16 protein-coding genes are annotated in these 16,431 nt (G+C 73.2%); 11 read left to right on the top strand and 5 right to left on the bottom strand.

Annotation, left to right across the window (positions count from 1 at the left end; translation table 11 throughout):
* Positions 1-3 precede the first annotated feature (3 nt).
* Together cobF and JT1_RS08185 are read right to left on the bottom strand one after the other, a co-directional pair.
* Complete coding sequence (gene cobF / locus JT1_RS08190; RefSeq protein ID WP_068325092.1) at positions 4-804, bottom strand: precorrin-6A synthase (deacetylating); 801 nt, start codon at positions 802-804, stop codon at positions 4-6.
* Entirely contained in the window at positions 801-2,288 is a 1,488-nt protein-coding gene (locus JT1_RS08185) for a cobyric acid synthase (protein WP_068325091.1), read from the bottom strand. The genes cobF and JT1_RS08185 overlap by 4 nt, the downstream gene beginning before the upstream one ends.
* Before the next feature lie 37 nt (positions 2,289-2,325).
* On the opposite strand from JT1_RS08185, the gene JT1_RS08180 reads away from it, so the two are divergent.
* On the top strand, positions 2,326-2,928 hold the full coding sequence (locus JT1_RS08180) for a histidine phosphatase family protein (RefSeq protein WP_068325090.1): 603 nt from the start codon (positions 2,326-2,328) through the stop codon (positions 2,926-2,928).
* Here JT1_RS08180 and JT1_RS08175 read toward each other — a convergent pair whose 3' ends face one another.
* Entirely contained in the window at positions 2,929-4,914 is a 1,986-nt protein-coding gene (locus JT1_RS08175; protein ID WP_068325089.1) for a thioredoxin domain-containing protein, read from the bottom strand.
* An 87-nt stretch (positions 4,915-5,001) separates the two neighbouring features.
* Here JT1_RS08175 and JT1_RS08170 point away from each other — a divergent pair, with 87 nt between their 5' ends.
* Positions 5,002-5,964: a type IV toxin-antitoxin system AbiEi family antitoxin domain-containing protein gene (locus tag JT1_RS08170; RefSeq protein ID WP_169701918.1), complete on the top strand. Its 963-nt coding sequence runs from the start codon at positions 5,002-5,004 to the stop codon at positions 5,962-5,964.
* A 62-nt stretch (positions 5,965-6,026) separates the two neighbouring features.
* On the opposite strand, the gene JT1_RS08165 is transcribed toward JT1_RS08170, so the two are convergent.
* Complete coding sequence (locus tag JT1_RS08165; protein ID WP_068325087.1) at positions 6,027-6,926, bottom strand: aminoglycoside phosphotransferase family protein; 900 nt, start codon at positions 6,924-6,926, stop codon at positions 6,027-6,029.
* Entirely contained in the window at positions 6,923-7,774 is an 852-nt protein-coding gene (locus JT1_RS08160; protein WP_169701917.1) for a hypothetical protein, read from the bottom strand. Before JT1_RS08160 ends, JT1_RS08165 begins: the two co-directional genes overlap by 4 nt.
* Positions 7,775-7,861: 87 nt before the next feature.
* Here JT1_RS08160 and rimP point away from each other — a divergent pair, with 87 nt between their 5' ends.
* The 9 genes from rimP to JT1_RS08115 all read left to right on the top strand — a co-directional run bounded on the left by rimP (position 7,862) and on the right by JT1_RS08115 (position 16,429).
* Positions 7,862-8,398, top strand: coding sequence for a ribosome maturation factor RimP (gene rimP, locus JT1_RS08155; RefSeq protein WP_068325085.1), 537 nt, complete (start codon positions 7,862-7,864; stop codon positions 8,396-8,398).
* Between the two features lies 1 nt (position 8,399).
* Positions 8,400-9,497, top strand: a complete 1,098-nt coding sequence (nusA, locus tag JT1_RS08150; RefSeq protein WP_068325084.1) for a transcription termination factor NusA — start codon at positions 8,400-8,402, stop codon at positions 9,495-9,497.
* 28 nt (positions 9,498-9,525) lie between these two features.
* Positions 9,526-9,843 (top strand): YlxR family protein, encoded by a 318-nt coding sequence (locus JT1_RS08145; protein ID WP_068325083.1) that lies wholly within the window; start codon positions 9,526-9,528, stop codon positions 9,841-9,843.
* Positions 9,844-9,971: 128 nt separating this feature from the next.
* Entirely contained in the window at positions 9,972-12,857 is a 2,886-nt protein-coding gene (gene infB, locus JT1_RS08140; RefSeq protein WP_068325082.1) for a translation initiation factor IF-2, read from the top strand.
* 176 nt (positions 12,858-13,033) lie between these two features.
* The gene (locus JT1_RS08135; RefSeq protein ID WP_068325081.1) at positions 13,034-13,537 is read left to right on the top strand and encodes a DUF4190 domain-containing protein; all 504 of its coding nucleotides are present in this window, start codon (positions 13,034-13,036) and stop codon (positions 13,535-13,537) included.
* Positions 13,538-13,628: 91 nt separating this feature from the next.
* Entirely contained in the window at positions 13,629-14,009 is a 381-nt protein-coding gene (locus JT1_RS08130) for a hypothetical protein (RefSeq protein ID WP_082807542.1), read from the top strand.
* Positions 14,010-14,068: 59 nt separating this feature from the next.
* Positions 14,069-14,524 (top strand): 30S ribosome-binding factor RbfA, encoded by a 456-nt coding sequence (gene rbfA, locus JT1_RS08125; RefSeq protein WP_068325079.1) that lies wholly within the window; start codon positions 14,069-14,071, stop codon positions 14,522-14,524.
* A complete protein-coding gene (gene truB / locus JT1_RS08120; RefSeq protein ID WP_068325078.1) occupies positions 14,521-15,441 on the top strand; it encodes a tRNA pseudouridine(55) synthase TruB in 921 nt (306 codons plus the stop codon). The genes rbfA and truB overlap by 4 nt, the downstream gene beginning before the upstream one ends.
* A gap of 10 nt (positions 15,442-15,451) precedes the next feature.
* Positions 15,452-16,429, top strand: a complete 978-nt coding sequence (locus JT1_RS08115) for a bifunctional riboflavin kinase/FAD synthetase (protein ID WP_068325489.1) — start codon at positions 15,452-15,454, stop codon at positions 16,427-16,429.
* The last annotated feature ends 2 nt before the right edge of the window (positions 16,430-16,431 follow it).

The raw sequence follows: 16,431 nt of genomic DNA, 5'->3' as shown, positions 1-16,431 counted from the left end.
CCCTCAGGCGGGCGTCAGCGCGTAGACGTCCATGACCCAGCCGTGCTGCGCGCGCAGCCGCGCGCGCAGCTCGACGATCTCGTCGATGACATCGGCCAGGCGCCCGGACCGCAGCGCCTGCTGGGGCATGCCGACGTAGGCGCCCCAGTGGATGACGGTGTCCGGGTGCGTGGCCGCGAGCTCGCGGCAGTGCAGGTGCCCGTCGAGCATGACGACGACGGTCCCGAGCTCCAGCCCCGCGTCGTCGGCACGTGCCCAGTCCTCGACGAGCCGCCGGCCGGTCGTGACGTGGACCGGCTCGCCGACGCGGTGCAGCACGATCCCGTGCGCAGCGGCCAGGGTCTGGAACGCCGAGATCCCCGGCAGCACCCGGACCGTCGTCGGGATCCGCCCGCCGATCGCGTCGACCACGCGGATCGTGCTGTCGTAGAAGGCGGGGTCTCCCCACACGAGGAAGCCCACGACCGCGTCCTCCGGCAGCCCCTCGATGATCCGCACGTACGCGTCGGTCCGCGCGGCGTGCCAGTCGCGCACCCCTCGCGCGTACTCGGCGGGGTCGCGCTCGGCGTCGGGTCCGCGCTGCGGGTCGGGCACGGTGACGAGCTCGTAGGCGTGGTCGGCAGGGATGTAGCGCTCGCAGATCGCGCGGCGCACCGCGACCAGCTCGTCCTTGGCGCCACCCTTGTCGGCGACGAGGAAGACGTCGACCTCGCCCAGCGCGGCGGCGGCCTCGGCGGTCACGTGCTCGGGGGACCCGGCGCCGATGCCGATGACGTGGATGCGACGGGCAGCGCTGGGGCTCAACGGGAGTCCTTCGTCAGGGCGAGCAGGGCGTCGATGTTGACGTGGGTCTCGAGGGCGTCGGCGAGGGTGTCGATCATCCGCTCCCGCCGTGAGGCGAAGGGGGTCCCGCCCGCCTCCGCGGACCAGGCCGCGCCGCTCGCCCGCGCGACGTCGGCCAGGAGGGCGCGCCGGAAGCCGTCGCCCTCGAGCGTCCCGTGCCAGATCGACCCACGCACCGGGCCCACCGCGTGGCCGCCGGGGAAGTCCTCGCCGCCGGTCGGCTCGACGACGCCGTGGTGGATCTCGTACCCCTCCACCGGCACGCCCCGCCACGACCCGCTCGGTCTCGCGAGCACCTTGTCGTGGTGGAAGACGACGCGTCCGGGGAGCAGTCCGAGGCCGGGGACCGTTGGGGGAGAGGGGGATTCGCTCCCTTCGTCGTCGTCGTCGTCGGACTCGACGTCGTCGACGACCTCGTCGAGCAGCATCTGGTACCCGCCGCAGATCCCGAGGACCGGTGCACCGCGGCGCGCGCGGTCCACCACCACCTCGGCCAAGCCGGACCGGCGCAACCACGCGAGGTCGGACACCGTGGCCCGCGAGCCCGGCAGCACGACGAGGTCGGCCTCTCGCACGTGGTCCGTGTCCACCGTGACGCGCACGTCGACACCCGGCTCGGCGGCCAGCGCGTCGACGTCGGTGCCGTTGGACGTGCGTGGCAGTCGGACGACGGCCACGGACAGGCGGCGGTCGGCCGGGACGTCGTCCTCGGCCTCGCCCCAGGCGCCCATCGACAGCGAGTCCTCGGAGTCGAGCCACACGTCGGTGAGCCACGGCAGCACCCCGAGGGAGGGCATCCCGGTGCGGCGGGTGACCTCGTCGAGCCCCGGCTCGAGGACCGACGCGTCGCCGCGGAACTTGTTGATCAGGTAGGCGCGCAGCAACGGCCGGTCCTCGTCCGCGACGAGCGCCCACGTCCCGTACAGGGCCGCGAGCACGCCGCCACGGTCGATGTCGCCGACGAGCACGGTGGGCAGCGAGAACCGTTGGGCCAGACCGAGGTTGACGTAGTCGCCCGCGCGTAGGTTGACCTCGGCCGGGGAGCCCGCGCCCTCGCAGACGATGACGTCGTGCGCCGCGGCCAGCTCCTCGTACGCGGCGAACGCGGCGTCTGCCAGGTGCCCCCGCCCGGTGGCGTACTCACCCGCGCGCAGCTCGCCCGCCGGCCGCCCCCGCACGACGACGTGGGCGCGCCGGTCGCTGCCCGGCTTGAGCAGCACCGGGTTCATCGCCGACGTCGCCTCGACCCCGGCGGCCTGCGCCTGCAGGTACTGGGCGCGGCCGATCTCGGACCCGTCGCGGCAGACCATCGAGTGGTTGGACATGTTCTGCGCCTTGTACGGGGCGACGGACACGCCCCGCCGGGCGAGGACGCGGCACAGTCCCGTCACGACGAGGGACTTGCCCGCGTCGGAGGAGGTACCGGTGATGAGGAGTCCGCTCACGAGCCGCAACTCTACGGAGCACCGATAGCGTGGCCTCGTGAGCCCCACGCGCGTGCACCTCGTCCGTCACGGGGAGTCCACATGGAACCGTGACGGCCTCGTCCAGGGTGCCCACCGGGGGCCCGGCCAGTCCGTGCTCACCGACGCGGGACGCGCCGACGCCGCCCGGGCCGGGCTCGCCCTGGGCGCGGTGCTGGGTCCGCCCCGCTCGGAGCGCGCCCTCGCCCTGTGGTCCAGCGACCTCATGCGTGCCCTGCAGACCGCCGAGATCATCTCGGTGGCCCTGCGCCCCGCCGGGTGGCACGCCTCGGTCCGCAACGAGGCCGGCCTGCGCGAGCAGGCCCTCGGCCGGCTCGAGGGGGAGCGCAGCGACCTCCTGCGTGCCGAGGAGGTCCCGCAGGACCGCCACATCAGCGAGGTCCGCTGGGGCGGGGGCGAGTCCATGCAGGACGTCTTCGAGCGGGTCGGCGAGTGGTTCGCCCCCGCCCTCATCGAGCAGCCCGAGCACCTCGTCGTCGTCAGCCACGAGCACACGATCCGGGCCGCTCTGGCGTGGTTGCGGTCGCACTCGCACCGCGACATCGACTGGGACGAGCCGATCGATCCCGGGTCCGTCACGAGCGTCGACGTCGTCGACTGATCACAGCAGTCGGCGCAGCGCCTCGGGGTCGGTCACCGGCGCGTCGCAGACGAAGCCGCGGCACACGTACGCGGTCGCCCGCCCGTCGACGAGTGGTCGGTCCGCGAGCAGCGGCTCGCCGGGGGCATCGGGCTCGCCGCTGACGATGACGAGCCCCGGTGCGGGGGAGGCCTCCGCCACGGCACGAAGGGGGCCGCCCGGGCCCTCGCCGACGATCGCCACCTGGAGCGGTCCGGCGAGCATCGCCTCGGCCACCGCCAGCGCCCAGCCGGCGAAGCGCGGGTCGTGGGTGATGATCCGCGACTGCGCGGCGACGGCCTCCTCGGCGAGCGCTCGGTGGTCGGTGCGATCGGTGAGGGCCGAGTGGGTGAGCAGGGCGCCCGCGATGGCCGAGACCCCCGCCGGCTCGGCGTTGTCGGTGCGCCCGCGCGGACGGGTGATGAGGGCCTCGCCGTCATGGGCCGTGTCGTGCCAGCCGTCCTCGTCGTGGAAGAGGCTCGTCGCGAGCTCCAGGACCTCGCCGGCGCGCGTCAGCCAGGTCGTCTCGCCGGTGGCGCGGTGGAGCGAGAGCAGCCCCTCGGCGAGGTTGCCGTGGTCGTCGAGCACTGCCGGCGCCGGGCCGACCACGCCACCGAGCGAGGTGCGGCGCAGGCGCCCGTCGACGAGGTGGTGCTCCAGGACGAGCCGCGCCGCGGCAGCGGCGGCCTCGACGAGGTCGGGGCGGCGCAGGGTGACGCCGGCGTCGGCGAGGGCGGCGATGGCCAGGCCGTTCCAGCTCGTGACCACCTTGGCGTCGAGCGCGGGCTGGGGGCGCTCGTCGCGGGCCGTGAGGAGGCGGACTCGAACCGACTCCCACCACCCCGCGTCGGCTGAGTCCTCGACGTCGTGGAGCAGCTGCAGCGTCGAGGTCCCGTGCTCGAAGGTCCCCTCGGGGGTCACCTCAAGCAGCTCGGCGGCCCGGCGCCCGTCCTCCTCGCCGAGGACCTCGACGAGCTGCGCCGGGGTCCACACGTAGGTGGCGCCCTCGACGGACCGGCCGTCGACGATCGTGTCGGCGTCGAGGGCCGAGGCGAACCCCCCTTCGTCCGTGCGCAGGTCGCGCACGAGGAAGTCTGCGGTCGACCCGGCCACCCGACCCGCGAGCTCGTCGCCCGTCGCGCGGTGCCAGTGCGTGTACACGCGCAGCAGCTGGGCGTTGTCGTAGAGCATCTTCTCGAAGTGGGGCACGACCCACTCCGCGTCGACGCTGTACCGCGCGAAGCCGCCCGCGAGCTGGTCGTGGATGCCGCCGCGGGCCATCGCCTCGAGGGTCCGCTCGGCCATGGCGAGCGCGTCGGCGTCACCGGTGCGCGCGTGGTGCCGCAGCAGGTGCTCGAGGGTCATCGACGGGGGGAACTTCGGCGCCCCGCCGAAACCCGCCCGGGCGTCGTCGAAGACCTTGCGCAGCGTGTGGACCGCCAGCGCGACCTGCTCGTCCTCGATCGGTGAGCCCGGACCCGGGTCGGCGATGCCGGCCAGCTGCGCGGCGATGCTCGTCGCGCTCGCGGTGAGCCGCTCACGGTCCTCCCGCCACGCGGTGCCGGCGGCATCGAGCAGCTGCAGCAGCTGCGGCCTGGGCAGGTAGGTCCCGGCGAAGAAGGGCTCGCCGTCCGGCGTGATGAGCACGGTCATCGGCCACCCGCCGTGACCCGTCATCGCCTGCGTGGCGAGCATGTAGACCGCGTCGACGTCGGGCCGCTCCTCGCGGTCGACCTTGACGCTCACCCACCCGGCGGACAGGGCCGCGGCCACCCCTTCGTCCTCGAAGCTCTCGTGCGCCATGACGTGGCACCAGTGGCAGGCCGCGTACCCGACGCTCAGGAAGATCGGGACGTCCCGTCGCCGCGCCTCCGCGAAGGCCTCCTCGCCCCACTCCCACCAGTCGACGGGGTTGTCGGCGTGCTGGCGCAGGTAGGGGGAGAGGCTGGCGGCGAGTCGGTGGCCCATGCCCCCACCGTCTCACCCCCAGGAAGGCCGGGGCAGCCCTGTGGATGACCATCCACCTCGGACCGCGATCCGGAGCACCATCGACGTATGGACACACGTCTCGCAGTGGCGCTCGAGCGTACCCACGGGACCACCACCTCCACCGCCCTGCTGGCCCAGGGTGTCAGCAGCAGGGAGATCACCGCGGCGGTGCGCTCGGGGCAGCTCGTGAGGGTCCGTCGCGGGGCCTTCGTCGACGGGGACCTGTGGCGGTCGGCCACACCTTGGGACCGGCACGGTCTCCGCGCGCTCGCTGTCTACCGCAGCCGCCCCGACGACGTCAGCGCCCTGAGCCACCACAGCGCCCTCGCCATCCGGCTGATCGCGGTGCACGGCGTCGACGACCGGGTGCACCTGGTGCACACCGATGGTCGCAGGGGGCGCACCGATGCCGTCCTGCGCGTGCACCGGCAGGTACCCGCAGAGCTCATCGAGGTGCATCGGTCGGTGCGGACGGTGACCCCGGCCACCGCCTGCCTCCAGGTAGCGGTGCAGTTCGGGGCCGAGGCCGGGCTGGTGAGCGCCGACAACGCTCTCCACCGCGCGGTGATGACCCGGGAGGACCTTGTCGGCGCGATGACGCTGCTTCGACCGGACAGGTGGTCCCGAGAGCCGGCTCGGGTCGTGGCGCTGGCCGACCCACGGATCGAGTCGGCCGCCGAGTCGCGGGCGCGGTGGGCCTTCCACCTCGCCGGCATCCCGCAGCCGACGCCGCAGGTCGAGCTGCGTGACGAGCGGGGCGAGGTCTGGGCGCGGCTCGACTTCCTGATGGAGCTCGAGGGCGTCATCATCGAGGTCGACGGGATGGGCAAGTACCAGGACCCTCGAGCCCTACGGGCCGAGAAGGTCCGGGAGGACCGGCTGCGGGAGCTCGGGTACGAGGTCGTGAGGCTCGTCTGGGCGGATCTCTCGGACCCGATGGTGGTGCTGCGCAAGGTGACGGCAGCCGTGGACCGGGCGCGCCGTCGTCGGTCTGTCCCCGGGTTGACGTCGTTGGTCCCACCCGTGTGACGAAATTGCGTGACACAGGTGCGCGTCAGGACGACAGGGACCGCGACCCGGCCCCCCTTCGCTCAGTCGCCGAGCGCCTTGACGAGCGCGACCGCCCGGGACACTCGTTCGGCGTGGCCGTCCTCGAGCGCCCGGACGGCGCCCACCAGCTCGCGCAGCGCGCTCACTGAGCGCACGAGTCCCTCGTCCAGGCCGGCCACGTCGCAGACGACCTCCACGCGGCGTCGCACGGACCAGCGCAGCGACGCGCCCGTGCCCATCTCCGACCAGCGGTTGCAGAGCAGCGGAGCGACCTCCCAGGCAGGGTGCCCGACGACCGGCTCGGGGTCGATCGCGACCCAGTCGGTGCCGTCGGACAGCACGTTGCCGTAGTGCAGGTCGCCGTGGAGGAGCCGGTGCCCGTCGAGCGTCGAGAGCGCGCGAAGGGAGCCCCGCGCCTGCTCGACGTACCTGCGCGGCAGCCCCGCGGCCGCCGGCCGCGACAGGACCTCCCGGACCCACGGCTCGAGCTGCGGCAGCTGCGGCAGGGGAGCGACGTGCAGGTCCGCGTAGAGACCCGCGACGACCGCCACGGCTTCCTCGTCCCACACCCCCGTGAGGTCCTCGGTCGTGAGGCGTTCGAGCAGCAGGACCGAACGGCGCGGGTCGGCCCGCAGCAGCCGCACGGCCCCGCGACCGTCCCACGTCCGCAGCGCCAGGTGCTCGACGTCGGCGTCCGTGTGCGGCCAGCCGAGCTTGAGCACGGCGCGCCCCTCGGGCCCGCGCACGGGCAGCACGAGCGCGCAGCGGCCGGTCATCGCCGGCCCGTCGACGGTCAGGTCCCACGCGTCGAGCACGTCGGCGACCAGGTGGGGGAGGGCGGCCACCCAGTCGGCGCCCGAGGGACCTCCGTCGGCCCCGAGCGAGGAGACGTGCGTGACGAAGGCCGACGGGACGAGCGCCGCCGCGTCCGCGACCCTCACGTCGTGGGCTGGGCGTCGCCGTAGAGCTCGGGGACCGGCCGGCCGAACCGCGGTCGGGAGATCCGCTCGGCCGCGACCATCCACTGCACGAGCTCGAGGGCCGCGTCGCGGTCGTCGGCGAGCCCGTCGAAGCCCGCGGCGTGGACGGCGAGCAGCCGCTCGCACGCGTCCTTGCCCCACTCCAGCGCCTTGGACCCGGTGAGGCCGGCGGGGCGCTCGTAGCCGAGGGTGACCTCGGCCGCCTGCTCACCGGCCGCAGTGGTCTGCCGGATCTCCAGGCGCTGCAGGGCCCGGGCTGCGGTCAGCGCGTCCTCGGCGACCGCGCCGGTGGCCTTGGCGGCGATGACGTCGAGGGCGTAGACCGCGGCCCGGGTGCCCGCGAGGACATCCGCGGCGACGGAGCCCGCGGTCCACGGCTGCGTGCCGGCCGGCGTCCACAGCCCGCTCCTCCGGCCGAGGGGGGTGGCGATGCGGTGGGTCGCCGTGAGCTGCCCGACGAGCCGCAGCATCCCGGGCGCGCACTCGCGCACCGCCGCCTCGAAGGCCGCGGCCGTCTCGCCGTCGGACGTCGGCGCGGTCGCGTCGTCGAGCACGGTGGCCGGGACCTGGGCCCCCTCGAGCGCCGTCCGCAGCCGCTCGGCGCGGGCCGCGGCGTGCTCGGCGTCGGAGTCACGCAGGGTCCCGAGGACCGCGAGCAGCGCGGACTCGGCGGGGACCGGCTCCCGCCGCGGGACGAAGGGGAGGTCCGGCGCGTCGTCCTCGAGCCGAACCCCGCAGCCGGTCAGGACGGCGGCGGCGAGTGTCGCGGCACCGGCGAGCACGAGACGACGGCTGGGCGGGACGGGCACCGGTCGATCTTCGCATGTCTCGCGGGGCGCGGATCATGACTAGAGTGTCGGGCCAGCACGTCAACTCCACACGGAAGGCGCTCTCCCATGGCTCTCGACCAGGACATCCACACCCAGGTGTCCGGCGCGTTGGGTGGTGACTTCAGCGTGGCCGGGGTGGTCGTGACACCCGCTGGCAAGCGCCGGGTCGCCCGGATCACCGTCGAGCGGACGGTCGTCGACGCGGTCGGGGACACGCCGGTGGAGCAGCTCACCCTCGACGAGATCGCCGATGCGACCCGTCTGGTGAGCGATGCCCTGGACAGCTCCGACGTCATGGGCAGCCAGCCGTACACCCTCGAGGTGAGCACCCCCGGCACGGACCGACCGCTCACCGAGCCGATGCACTTCCGCCGCACCGTCGGCCGCCTCGTGGAGCTCACGCTCGCCGAGGGCAGGGGCGAGGGCACGGTCACCGGCCGCGTCCTCGCGACGACGGCCGACGGCGTCGAGCTGCACCTCGCCGGCACCAAGCGGCAGGCGCCCCGCACCGAGCACTTCCCCTTCGCCGACATCACCAAGGGCGTCGCCCAGGTGGAGTTCACCCGACCGAGCGCGCCCGACGGCGACGACGACAAGGACTGACATGGACATCGACATCCACGCCCTCAAGGCCCTCGAGCGCGAGCGGGAGATCCCCTTCGACATCCTCGTCGACGCCATCGAGGCGGCGCTCCTCGGCGCGTACCACCGCACCGAGGGCGCGTACAAGAACGCGCGCGCCGAGCTCGGTCGCAAGGACGGGCACGTCGTCGTGTGGGCCCGCGAGGAGCACGTCCTCGAGGAGGAGGTCCCGGTCGAGGCGGTCGAGGGCGAGCCCGCCCCCGTCGACGACGAGGGCAACCCCCTCATGCGTACCCGCACCCGGCGCGAGCTGGGGCCCGAGTTCGACGACACCCCCGACAACTTCGGTCGGGTCGCGGCCGCCACCGCTCGTCAGGTCATCACCCAGCGCATGCGCGACCTCGAGGACGAGGCGATCATGGGCGACTTCCGCGGCCGCGAGGGCGACATCGTCGCCGGGGTCATCCAGCAGAGCTCCAACCCGCGCAACGTCCTGGTCGACTTCGGCACGGTGGAGGGCGTCCTCCCTTCGGCCGAGCAGGTCCCCGGCGAGGTCTACAAGCACGGCGACCGCATCCGCGTCTACGTCGTCTCGGTGAAGCGCGGCATGCGTGGACCCGAGATCGGTCTCTCGCGCACCCACCCCAACCTCGTGCGCAAGCTCTTCGCCATGGAGGTCCCGGAGATCGCCGACGGGTCCGTCGAGATCGCGGCGCTGGCCCGCGAGGCCGGCCACCGCACCAAGATCGCCGTGCACTCCAAGATCCCCGGCCTCAACGCCAAGGGGGCGTGCATCGGCGCCATGGGTGCCCGCGTCCGCGCGGTCATGGCCCACCTGCAGGGCGAGAAGATCGACATCGTCGACTACTCGGAGGACCCGCAGAAGTTCATCGCCGCTGCCCTCTCGCCCTCCAAGGTGCAGTCGGTGACGATCGTCGACCCGAGGCTGCGCTCGGCGCGCGTCGTCGTCCCCGACTACCAGCTCTCCCTGGCCATCGGCAAGGAGGGCCAGAACGCCCGGCTGGCGGCCAAGCTCACCGGCTGGCGCATCGACATCCGTCCCGACACCGCGGCCGACCCGAGCGGGGACGCCTCCGCCCCCGGTCCGTCGGCCGGGTGACGGACGGGACGCGGCAGGGGCTAGACTGATGGAGGTCGATCGGTCTGGACTCCAGTCCGGCCCACCCGTCGCGGGTCCCATCCGGACCTGCATCGGGTGTCGAGGACGGGATAGCCGGTCGACCCTGCTGCGCATCGTCGTGGAGACGGATGACCTGGGTCGCACCACGGTCGTGCCGGACCCGCGTCGGCGGCTGCCGGGTCGTGGGGCATGGCTCCACGCCGACATCGCCTGCTTGGACCTCGCCGTCCGGCGGCGGGCCTTCTCCCGCGCCTTCCGGCGCCGGGTGGATGGCTCCGACGCCGTCCGCCGCTGGCTCGAGCACCTGGGCAGCAACCTGTCATGACCAACACAGTTCAGCACCGAGAGCGGGTTTGACGCTGATGAGCACCCGATGAGTACTCAGCAATGAGCATTCACCTCAACTGACGACGGTCCGCGCCTCCTTCCGGTACGGACCAGAGAAGGAGAAACGTGGCCAAGGTCCGTGTCCACGAGCTCGCGAAGGAGCTCGGGGTTTCCAGCAAGACCCTCCTCGCCCACCTGGGTGACATGGGGGAGTTCGTGAAGTCTGCGAGCTCGACGATCGAGGCGCCTGTCGTGCGCCGGGTGAAGAACAACCCCCCGCCGACCGAGGGTGGCGCCAAGAAGGCGGCCGCCAAGCCCGCGGCGAAGCCCGGCCCCAAGGCTCCCGCCCCCACCACCCCTGAGCAGGCTGCCCCCAAGGCACCGGCGGCGACGCCGGGTCCCAAGGCGCCCACCCCCGGTCCCGCACCCGCGGCGCCTGCCCCCGCGACACCCGCGCCGGCTGCTCCGACCCCTGCCGCTCCGGCGGCTCCCCAGGCACCTGCGGCCAGGGCCGCGGAGGCTCCCGCCGCTGCAGCTCCGGCGGCCCCGACCGCCGAGCAGCCCGCGACGCAGGACAAGCCGGCCGCGGCGACCCCCGGTCCCAAGGCCCCGGCTCCCGGCCCGCGTCCCGCGCCGGCCAAGCCGGCCGGTCGTCCGGGTCCGCGTCCCGGCAACAACCCCTTCGCCTCCAGCCAGGGCATGGGCACCCGTCGCGAAGGGGGTGGCTCCGGCGCCCCGCGCCCGGGCAACAACCCCTTCGCCTCCAGCCAGGGCATGCCGCGCCCCGGCCAGCGTCCCGGCGGCCAGCGTCCCGGTGGGCAGCGCCCCGCCGCGGGTGCCGGTGCCGGTGGCCCTCGTCCGGCCGGTGCCGGTGCGGGTGCCGCTGGTCCCCGTCCCGGTGGTCCGCGTCCGTCGCCCGGCATGATGCCGGCCAGCTCGGCCGTCCCGCGGCCGGGTGAGCGTCCCGGTGGACGTGGTGGCGCCGGTGGTCGCGGTCGTCCCGGGGCCGGTGGCCCCGGCGCCCGTCCCGGCGGCGGCGGTCCCGGTGGGTACCGCGGTGGCCCCGGTGGCCGTGGCGGCACCCAGGGTGCCTTCGGTCGCGGTGGCGGCCGGAGCAAGCAGCGCAAGTCCAAGCGCGCGAAGCGGGCCGAGTTCGAGCAGATGTCCGCGCCGTCGATCGGCGGTGTGGTCGTCCCCCGTGGTGACGGCACGACCGTCATCCGCATCCGTCAGGGTGCCTCGATGAGCGACTTCGCCGACAAGATCAACGCCAACCCGGCGTCGCTCGTCACCGTGCTGTTCAACCTCGGCGAGATGGCCACGGCGACCCAGTCCCTGGACGAGGTCACCTTCCAGCTGCTCGGGGCCGAGCTCGGCTACGACATCCAGATGGTCTCGCCCGAGGAGGAGGAGCGCGCGCTCTTCGACGCCTACAACGTCAACCTCGACATCGGCCTCGAGCACGAGGACGACGAGGACCTGGTGGCTCGTCCGCCGGTCATCACCGTCATGGGTCACGTCGACCACGGCAAGACGCGTCTGCTCGACGCGATCCGCCAGGCCGACGTGGGCTCGGGGGAGACCGGTGGCATCACCCAGCACATCGGTGCCTACCAGATCCGCACCGAGCACGAGGGCGTCGAGCGGGCGCTGACCTTCATCGACACCCCGGGTCACGAGGCGTTCACCGCCATGCGTGCCCGTGGTGCCAAGGTCACCGACATCGCGGTCCTCGTGGTCGCTGCCGACGACGGCGTCATGCCGCAGACCATCGAGGCGCTCAACCACGCCCAGGCTGCGGACGTGCCGATCGTCGTCGCGGTCAACAAGATCGACGTCGAGGGCGCCGACCCGGCCAAGATCCGCGGTCAGCTCACCGAGTACAACCTCGTGGCCGAGGAGTACGGCGGCGACACGATGTTCGTCGACGTCTCCGCCAAGCAGGGTCAGAACATCGACTCCCTGCTCGACGCCGTCCTGCTCACGGTCGACGCCGAGCTGGACATGCGGGCCAACCCCGAGCGCGATGCCCGCGGTGTCGCGATCGAGGCCAACCTCGACAAGGGCCGCGGTGCGACCGCGACCGTCCTCGTCCAGTCCGGCACGCTGCGCGTCGGTGACGCGATCGTCACCGGCTCGGCCTTCGGTCGCGTCCGCGCCATGCTCGACGAGCACGGCAACAACCTCGACGAGGCGGGCCCGTCCCGTCCCGTGCAGGTGCTCGGGCTGTCGTCCGTGCCCCGCGCCGGTGACACCTTCGTGGTGGCCCCGGACGACCGCACCGCGCGCCAGATCGCCGAGAAGCGTGAGGCGGCGGACCGTCAGGCCAGCCTGGCCAAGGCCCGCAAGCGGATCAGCCTCGAGGACCTCGACCAGGTCATCGCGGCCGGCAAGATCGACACCCTCAACCTCATCCTCAAGGGTGACGTGTCCGGTTCCGTCGAGGCCCTGGAGGATGCGCTCCTGCAGATCGACGTCGGCGACGACGTGGACCTGCGGATCATCGACCGTGGCGTCGGCGCGATCACGCTGAACAACATCAACCTGGCCATGGCCTCGGACGCGATCATCATCGGCTTCAACGTCCGCGCCGAGGGCCAGAACGCCGAGGTCGCCGAGCGCGAGGGCGTGGAGATCCGCTACTACGGCGTGATCTACCAGGCCATCGAGGAGATCGAGCAGGCGCTCAAGGGCATGCTCAAGCCGGAGTACGAGGAGGTCGAGCTCGGCTCGGCGGAGATCCGCGAGATCTTCCGCTCCAGCAAGTTCGGCAACATCGCCGGTTCCATCGTCCGCAGCGGCGTCATCAAGCGCGGCTCCAAGGCGCGGATCACCCGCAACGGCGTGGTCGTCACCGAGGGCCTCGAGCTCACCGGTCTGCGTCGCTTCAAGGACGACGTCACCGAGGTCCGCGAGGGCTTCGAGTGCGGCATCAACCTCGGCAGCTTCAACGACGTGCAGGACGGTGACCTCATCACCACGTACGAGATGCAGGAGAAGCCCCGCAGCTGATCCTCGCCCGTGCGAGCGAAGGGGGGAGGCCCGGCGAGAGCCGGACCTCCCCCCTTCGTCGTGCCCGCTGGGAGCAGGGGAGTCCTCCCCACCGACATGCCCGCCCCAATGCCGCGACGGGCCGGGCCCGGACACTAGGGTGTGCCTGACCGCATGACATCTATCAGGGGAGCGACATGACGACGCCACCTCCTCCGCCCGGCAGCGGGGGCAACCAGCCCTACGACCCCACGGGGAGCAACCCGTACCCCTCCTCCGAGGGCTCCGGCTCCACCCCCTCCGGCTCCACCCCGGCGGGCTCCTTCCCGGGCGCCACCCCGCCCCCGCCCCCCGGCGCACCGAGCTACGGCTCGCCGTCCGGCGGCATGCCCCCGCAGGCGCCCCCGCCGGGCGGTGGCTTCCCGCAGCAGGGCCAGAGCAACAACGGCAAGATCATGTCGATCATCTCGATCGTCACCGGCGTCATCGGCCTGTGCTGCTGCTCGTGGTTCGTCTTCTCCATCGCGGCCGTCGTCCTCGGCTACCTCGGTGGCAAGGAGTTCGACAAGACCGGCGAGAAGAAGACCCTCGCGCAGGTCGGCCTCGGTCTCGGTGTCCTGGGCATCGTCCTGGGCATCATCGTGTGGATCCTCACCGCCACAGGTGTGATCGACGCGAACTTCTACAGCGACCTCTCCTGAGAGATCGCTCGGTGACGCCCTCGGCCCTCTCGGGCCGGGGGCGTCCGTGTCTCCCGGGCACACCGACCGCGTCACGACCTCGAGGAGGACCATGAGCACGCCCCCTCCGCCCCCCGGCTACGGGACCCTGCCGCCGCCTCCCGGCGGGCACGGACCGCCGCCCCCGATGCCCTACCCGCAGGGCGGCCCCCCGCGGGGTGGCGGCTCGACCAGGACGCTCGGGATCATCGCGCTCGTCGCGGGCATCATCGCGCTCCCGGCCTCGTGCTGCTGGTTCCTCGGGTGGATCCCGGCGCTCACCGCGATCGCCTGCGGTGGCGTCGGCCTGACCCAGCTGCGGCACGAGCCCGGCAGCGACGCCAAGCCGTACCTGGTGAGCGGGCTCGTCCTCGGTCTCCTCGCCCTCGCCCTCGTGGCGCTCTGGTTCTTCCTGGGCATCGCCTCCTCCCTCGTGGACAACCAGTACTACTGATCGACCGTGGTTCGCATACCGTGGACCCGTCCCCACCCAGCCCCTCACGGAGGTGTGCCATGGCCGACCCGGCCCGCGCCCGCAAGATCGCCGACCGCATCCAGGAGCTCATCGCGGCCAACCTGCAGCAGGTCGTCAAGGACCCCGACCTCGGGTTCGTGACGATCACCGACGTGCGGGTGACCGGCGACCTGCAGCACGCCTCCGTCTTCTACACCGTCTTCGGTGACGACGCGCAGCGAGAGCGCAGCGCGGAGGTCCTCGAGGCCAACCGCGGCAAGCTGCGTTCCTTCGTCGGCAAGCAGCTGGGCATCCGGCTGACCCCGACGCTCGAGATCATCCCGGACGCGGTCCCCGAGAACGCCTCCCACATCGACGACCTGCTGCGCTCCGCGCGCGAGCGTGACGCGGACCTCGCGCGTTCCCGCAGCGACGCCCGCCCCGCCGGCGAGGCCGACCCCTACCGCTCCAAGGACGGCGAAGGGGAGGACACGCCCCCTCCGTCCCGGGCGTGAGCGAGGGCCTGGTCGTCGTCGACAAGCCGTCCGGCTGGTCGAGCCACGACGTCGTCGCGCGGTGCCGGCGGCTGTACCGGACCAAGAAGGTCGGCCACGCGGGCACCCTCGACCCGATGGCCACCGGTGTCCTCGTCCTCGGGGTCGGTCGCGGCACCAAGCTGCTCACCTTCCTCGTCGGCGCGGACAAGGAGTACACGGCGACCATCCGCCTCGGCCAGGCGACGGTCACGGATGACGCCGAAGGGGAGGTCACGAGCGTCGGCGAGGTGGCCGGCATCGACCGGGCCGCCCTCGACGCGGCGGTCGCGCGCCTCACCGGCGACATCGAGCAGGTCCCGAGCTCGGTGAGCGCGATCAAGGTCAAGGGGGAGCGCTCCTACGCCCGCGTGCGCGCCGGCGAGGACGTGCAGCTCCCGGCCCGCCCGGTGACGGTCTCGCGCTTCGACGTCCTCGACGTGCGCCAGGGCGAGGCCGACGGTCACCCGGTGCTCGACGTCGACGTCGTCGTCGAGGTCTCCTCGGGGACCTACGTGCGCGCGCTGGCCCGCGACCTCGGTGAGGATCTCGGCAGCCGGGGCCACCTCACGGCCCTGCGGCGCACCCGCGTCGGCGGGCTCACGCTGGAGCACGGCCACTCGCTCGACGCGCTGACGGCGCTGCGCGAGGCGGGCGGCGACGAGGCGATCATGCCGCTCACCCCCCTGGAGGAGGCGGCCCGCGCGGCACTCGTGGCGCGTGAGCTCACCGAGGGCGAGGCCCGCGCCCTCGGCTACGGGCAACGCATCGAGAGCGCCGAGCCGGGCCGCTCGCAGCCCGTCGCGGCCTTCTCCCCGGCGGGCGTCCTCGTGGCCGTCCTGGACGAGAGTCGCGCCACAGCGCGTGCCCACGTCGTCTTCGCGCCGGCCAGTTCGTAGAGTGTCGCCCGTGCAGCAATGGTCATCCCCGAGTGCCACCCCGCCGCAGCTGCGGCCGTGCGTGGCGACCTTCGGCAACTTCGACGGTGTGCACCGCGGGCACCGCGCGATCCTCGACGAGCTGGCCCGGCAGGCGCGCGCGCGTGACGTGCCGGCCGTGGCGGTGACGTTCGACCCGCACCCGGTGGAGGTCATGCACCCCGAGCGGGCCCCGCAGATCATCTCCCCCGGGGTCCTGCGCGACGACCTGCTCGAGCAGGCGGGCGTCGACGGGTTGCTCGTGCTGCCGTACACGCTCGAGTTCGCCCGCACGAGCGCCGTGGACTACATCGTCGACACCTTCGTCACCGGGCTGCACGCCGAGGCCCTCGTCGTCGGCGCGGACACCCGCGGCTTCGGTGCCGGGTACACCGGTGACGTGGAGCTCCTGCGCGAGCTGGGGGAGCAGCACGGCTTCGAGGTCGTCGTCATCGAGGACCAGGGGGACACCGCGCGGTGGTCCTCCTCGGCGGTGCGCAACCACCTCGCCATCGGCGAGGTCGAGGACGCCGCCGCGATCCTCGGTCGGCCGCACCGCGTGACCGGCACCGTCGTCCACGGCCACCACCGCGGACGCGAGCTCGGCTACCCGACCGCCAACCTCGGCACCGACAGCCTCGGGCTCATCCCCGCCGACGGTGTCTACGCCGGGTGGCTCACCCGGCTCGACCTCGACACCGACGGCCCCGACGGCACCGACCGGCGCCTGCCCGCGGCGATCTCGGTCGGGACCAACCCGACCTTCGACGGGCAGGTGCGCGTCGTCGAGTCCTACGTCCTCGACCGCACGGACCTCGACCTCTACGGCGAGCAGGTCGCGGTCGACTTCGTCGGGCACGTGCGCCCGACCCTGCGCTTCGACACCATCGACGAGCTCCTCGAGGCCATGGCCGACGACGTCCGGCAGACCCGGGCGGTCCTCGGCCTGCCGCCGTCCGCATCCGCCTAGTC

Source organism: Janibacter terrae NBRC 107853 (assembly GCF_001591405.1).
GTDB lineage: Bacteria > Actinomycetota > Actinomycetes > Actinomycetales > Dermatophilaceae > Janibacter > Janibacter terrae.
This window is presented reverse-complemented; position numbering and strand designations above follow the sequence as displayed.

Coding starts and splice junctions, on each gene's coding strand:
- JT1_RS08175 (WP_068325089.1), bottom strand. CDS start 4,914: ATGGGCCACCGACTCGCCGCCAGCCTCTCCCCCTACCTGCGCCAGCAC.
- JT1_RS08170 (WP_169701918.1), top strand. CDS start 5,002: ATGGACACACGTCTCGCAGTGGCGCTCGAGCGTACCCACGGGACCACC.
- rimP (WP_068325085.1), top strand. CDS start 7,862: ATGGCTCTCGACCAGGACATCCACACCCAGGTGTCCGGCGCGTTGGGT.
- nusA (WP_068325084.1), top strand. CDS start 8,400: ATGGACATCGACATCCACGCCCTCAAGGCCCTCGAGCGCGAGCGGGAG.
- JT1_RS08145 (WP_068325083.1), top strand. CDS start 9,526: ATGGAGGTCGATCGGTCTGGACTCCAGTCCGGCCCACCCGTCGCGGGT.
- JT1_RS08135 (WP_068325081.1), top strand. CDS start 13,034: ATGACGACGCCACCTCCTCCGCCCGGCAGCGGGGGCAACCAGCCCTAC.
- JT1_RS08130 (WP_082807542.1), top strand. CDS start 13,629: ATGAGCACGCCCCCTCCGCCCCCCGGCTACGGGACCCTGCCGCCGCCT.
- rbfA (WP_068325079.1), top strand. CDS start 14,069: ATGGCCGACCCGGCCCGCGCCCGCAAGATCGCCGACCGCATCCAGGAG.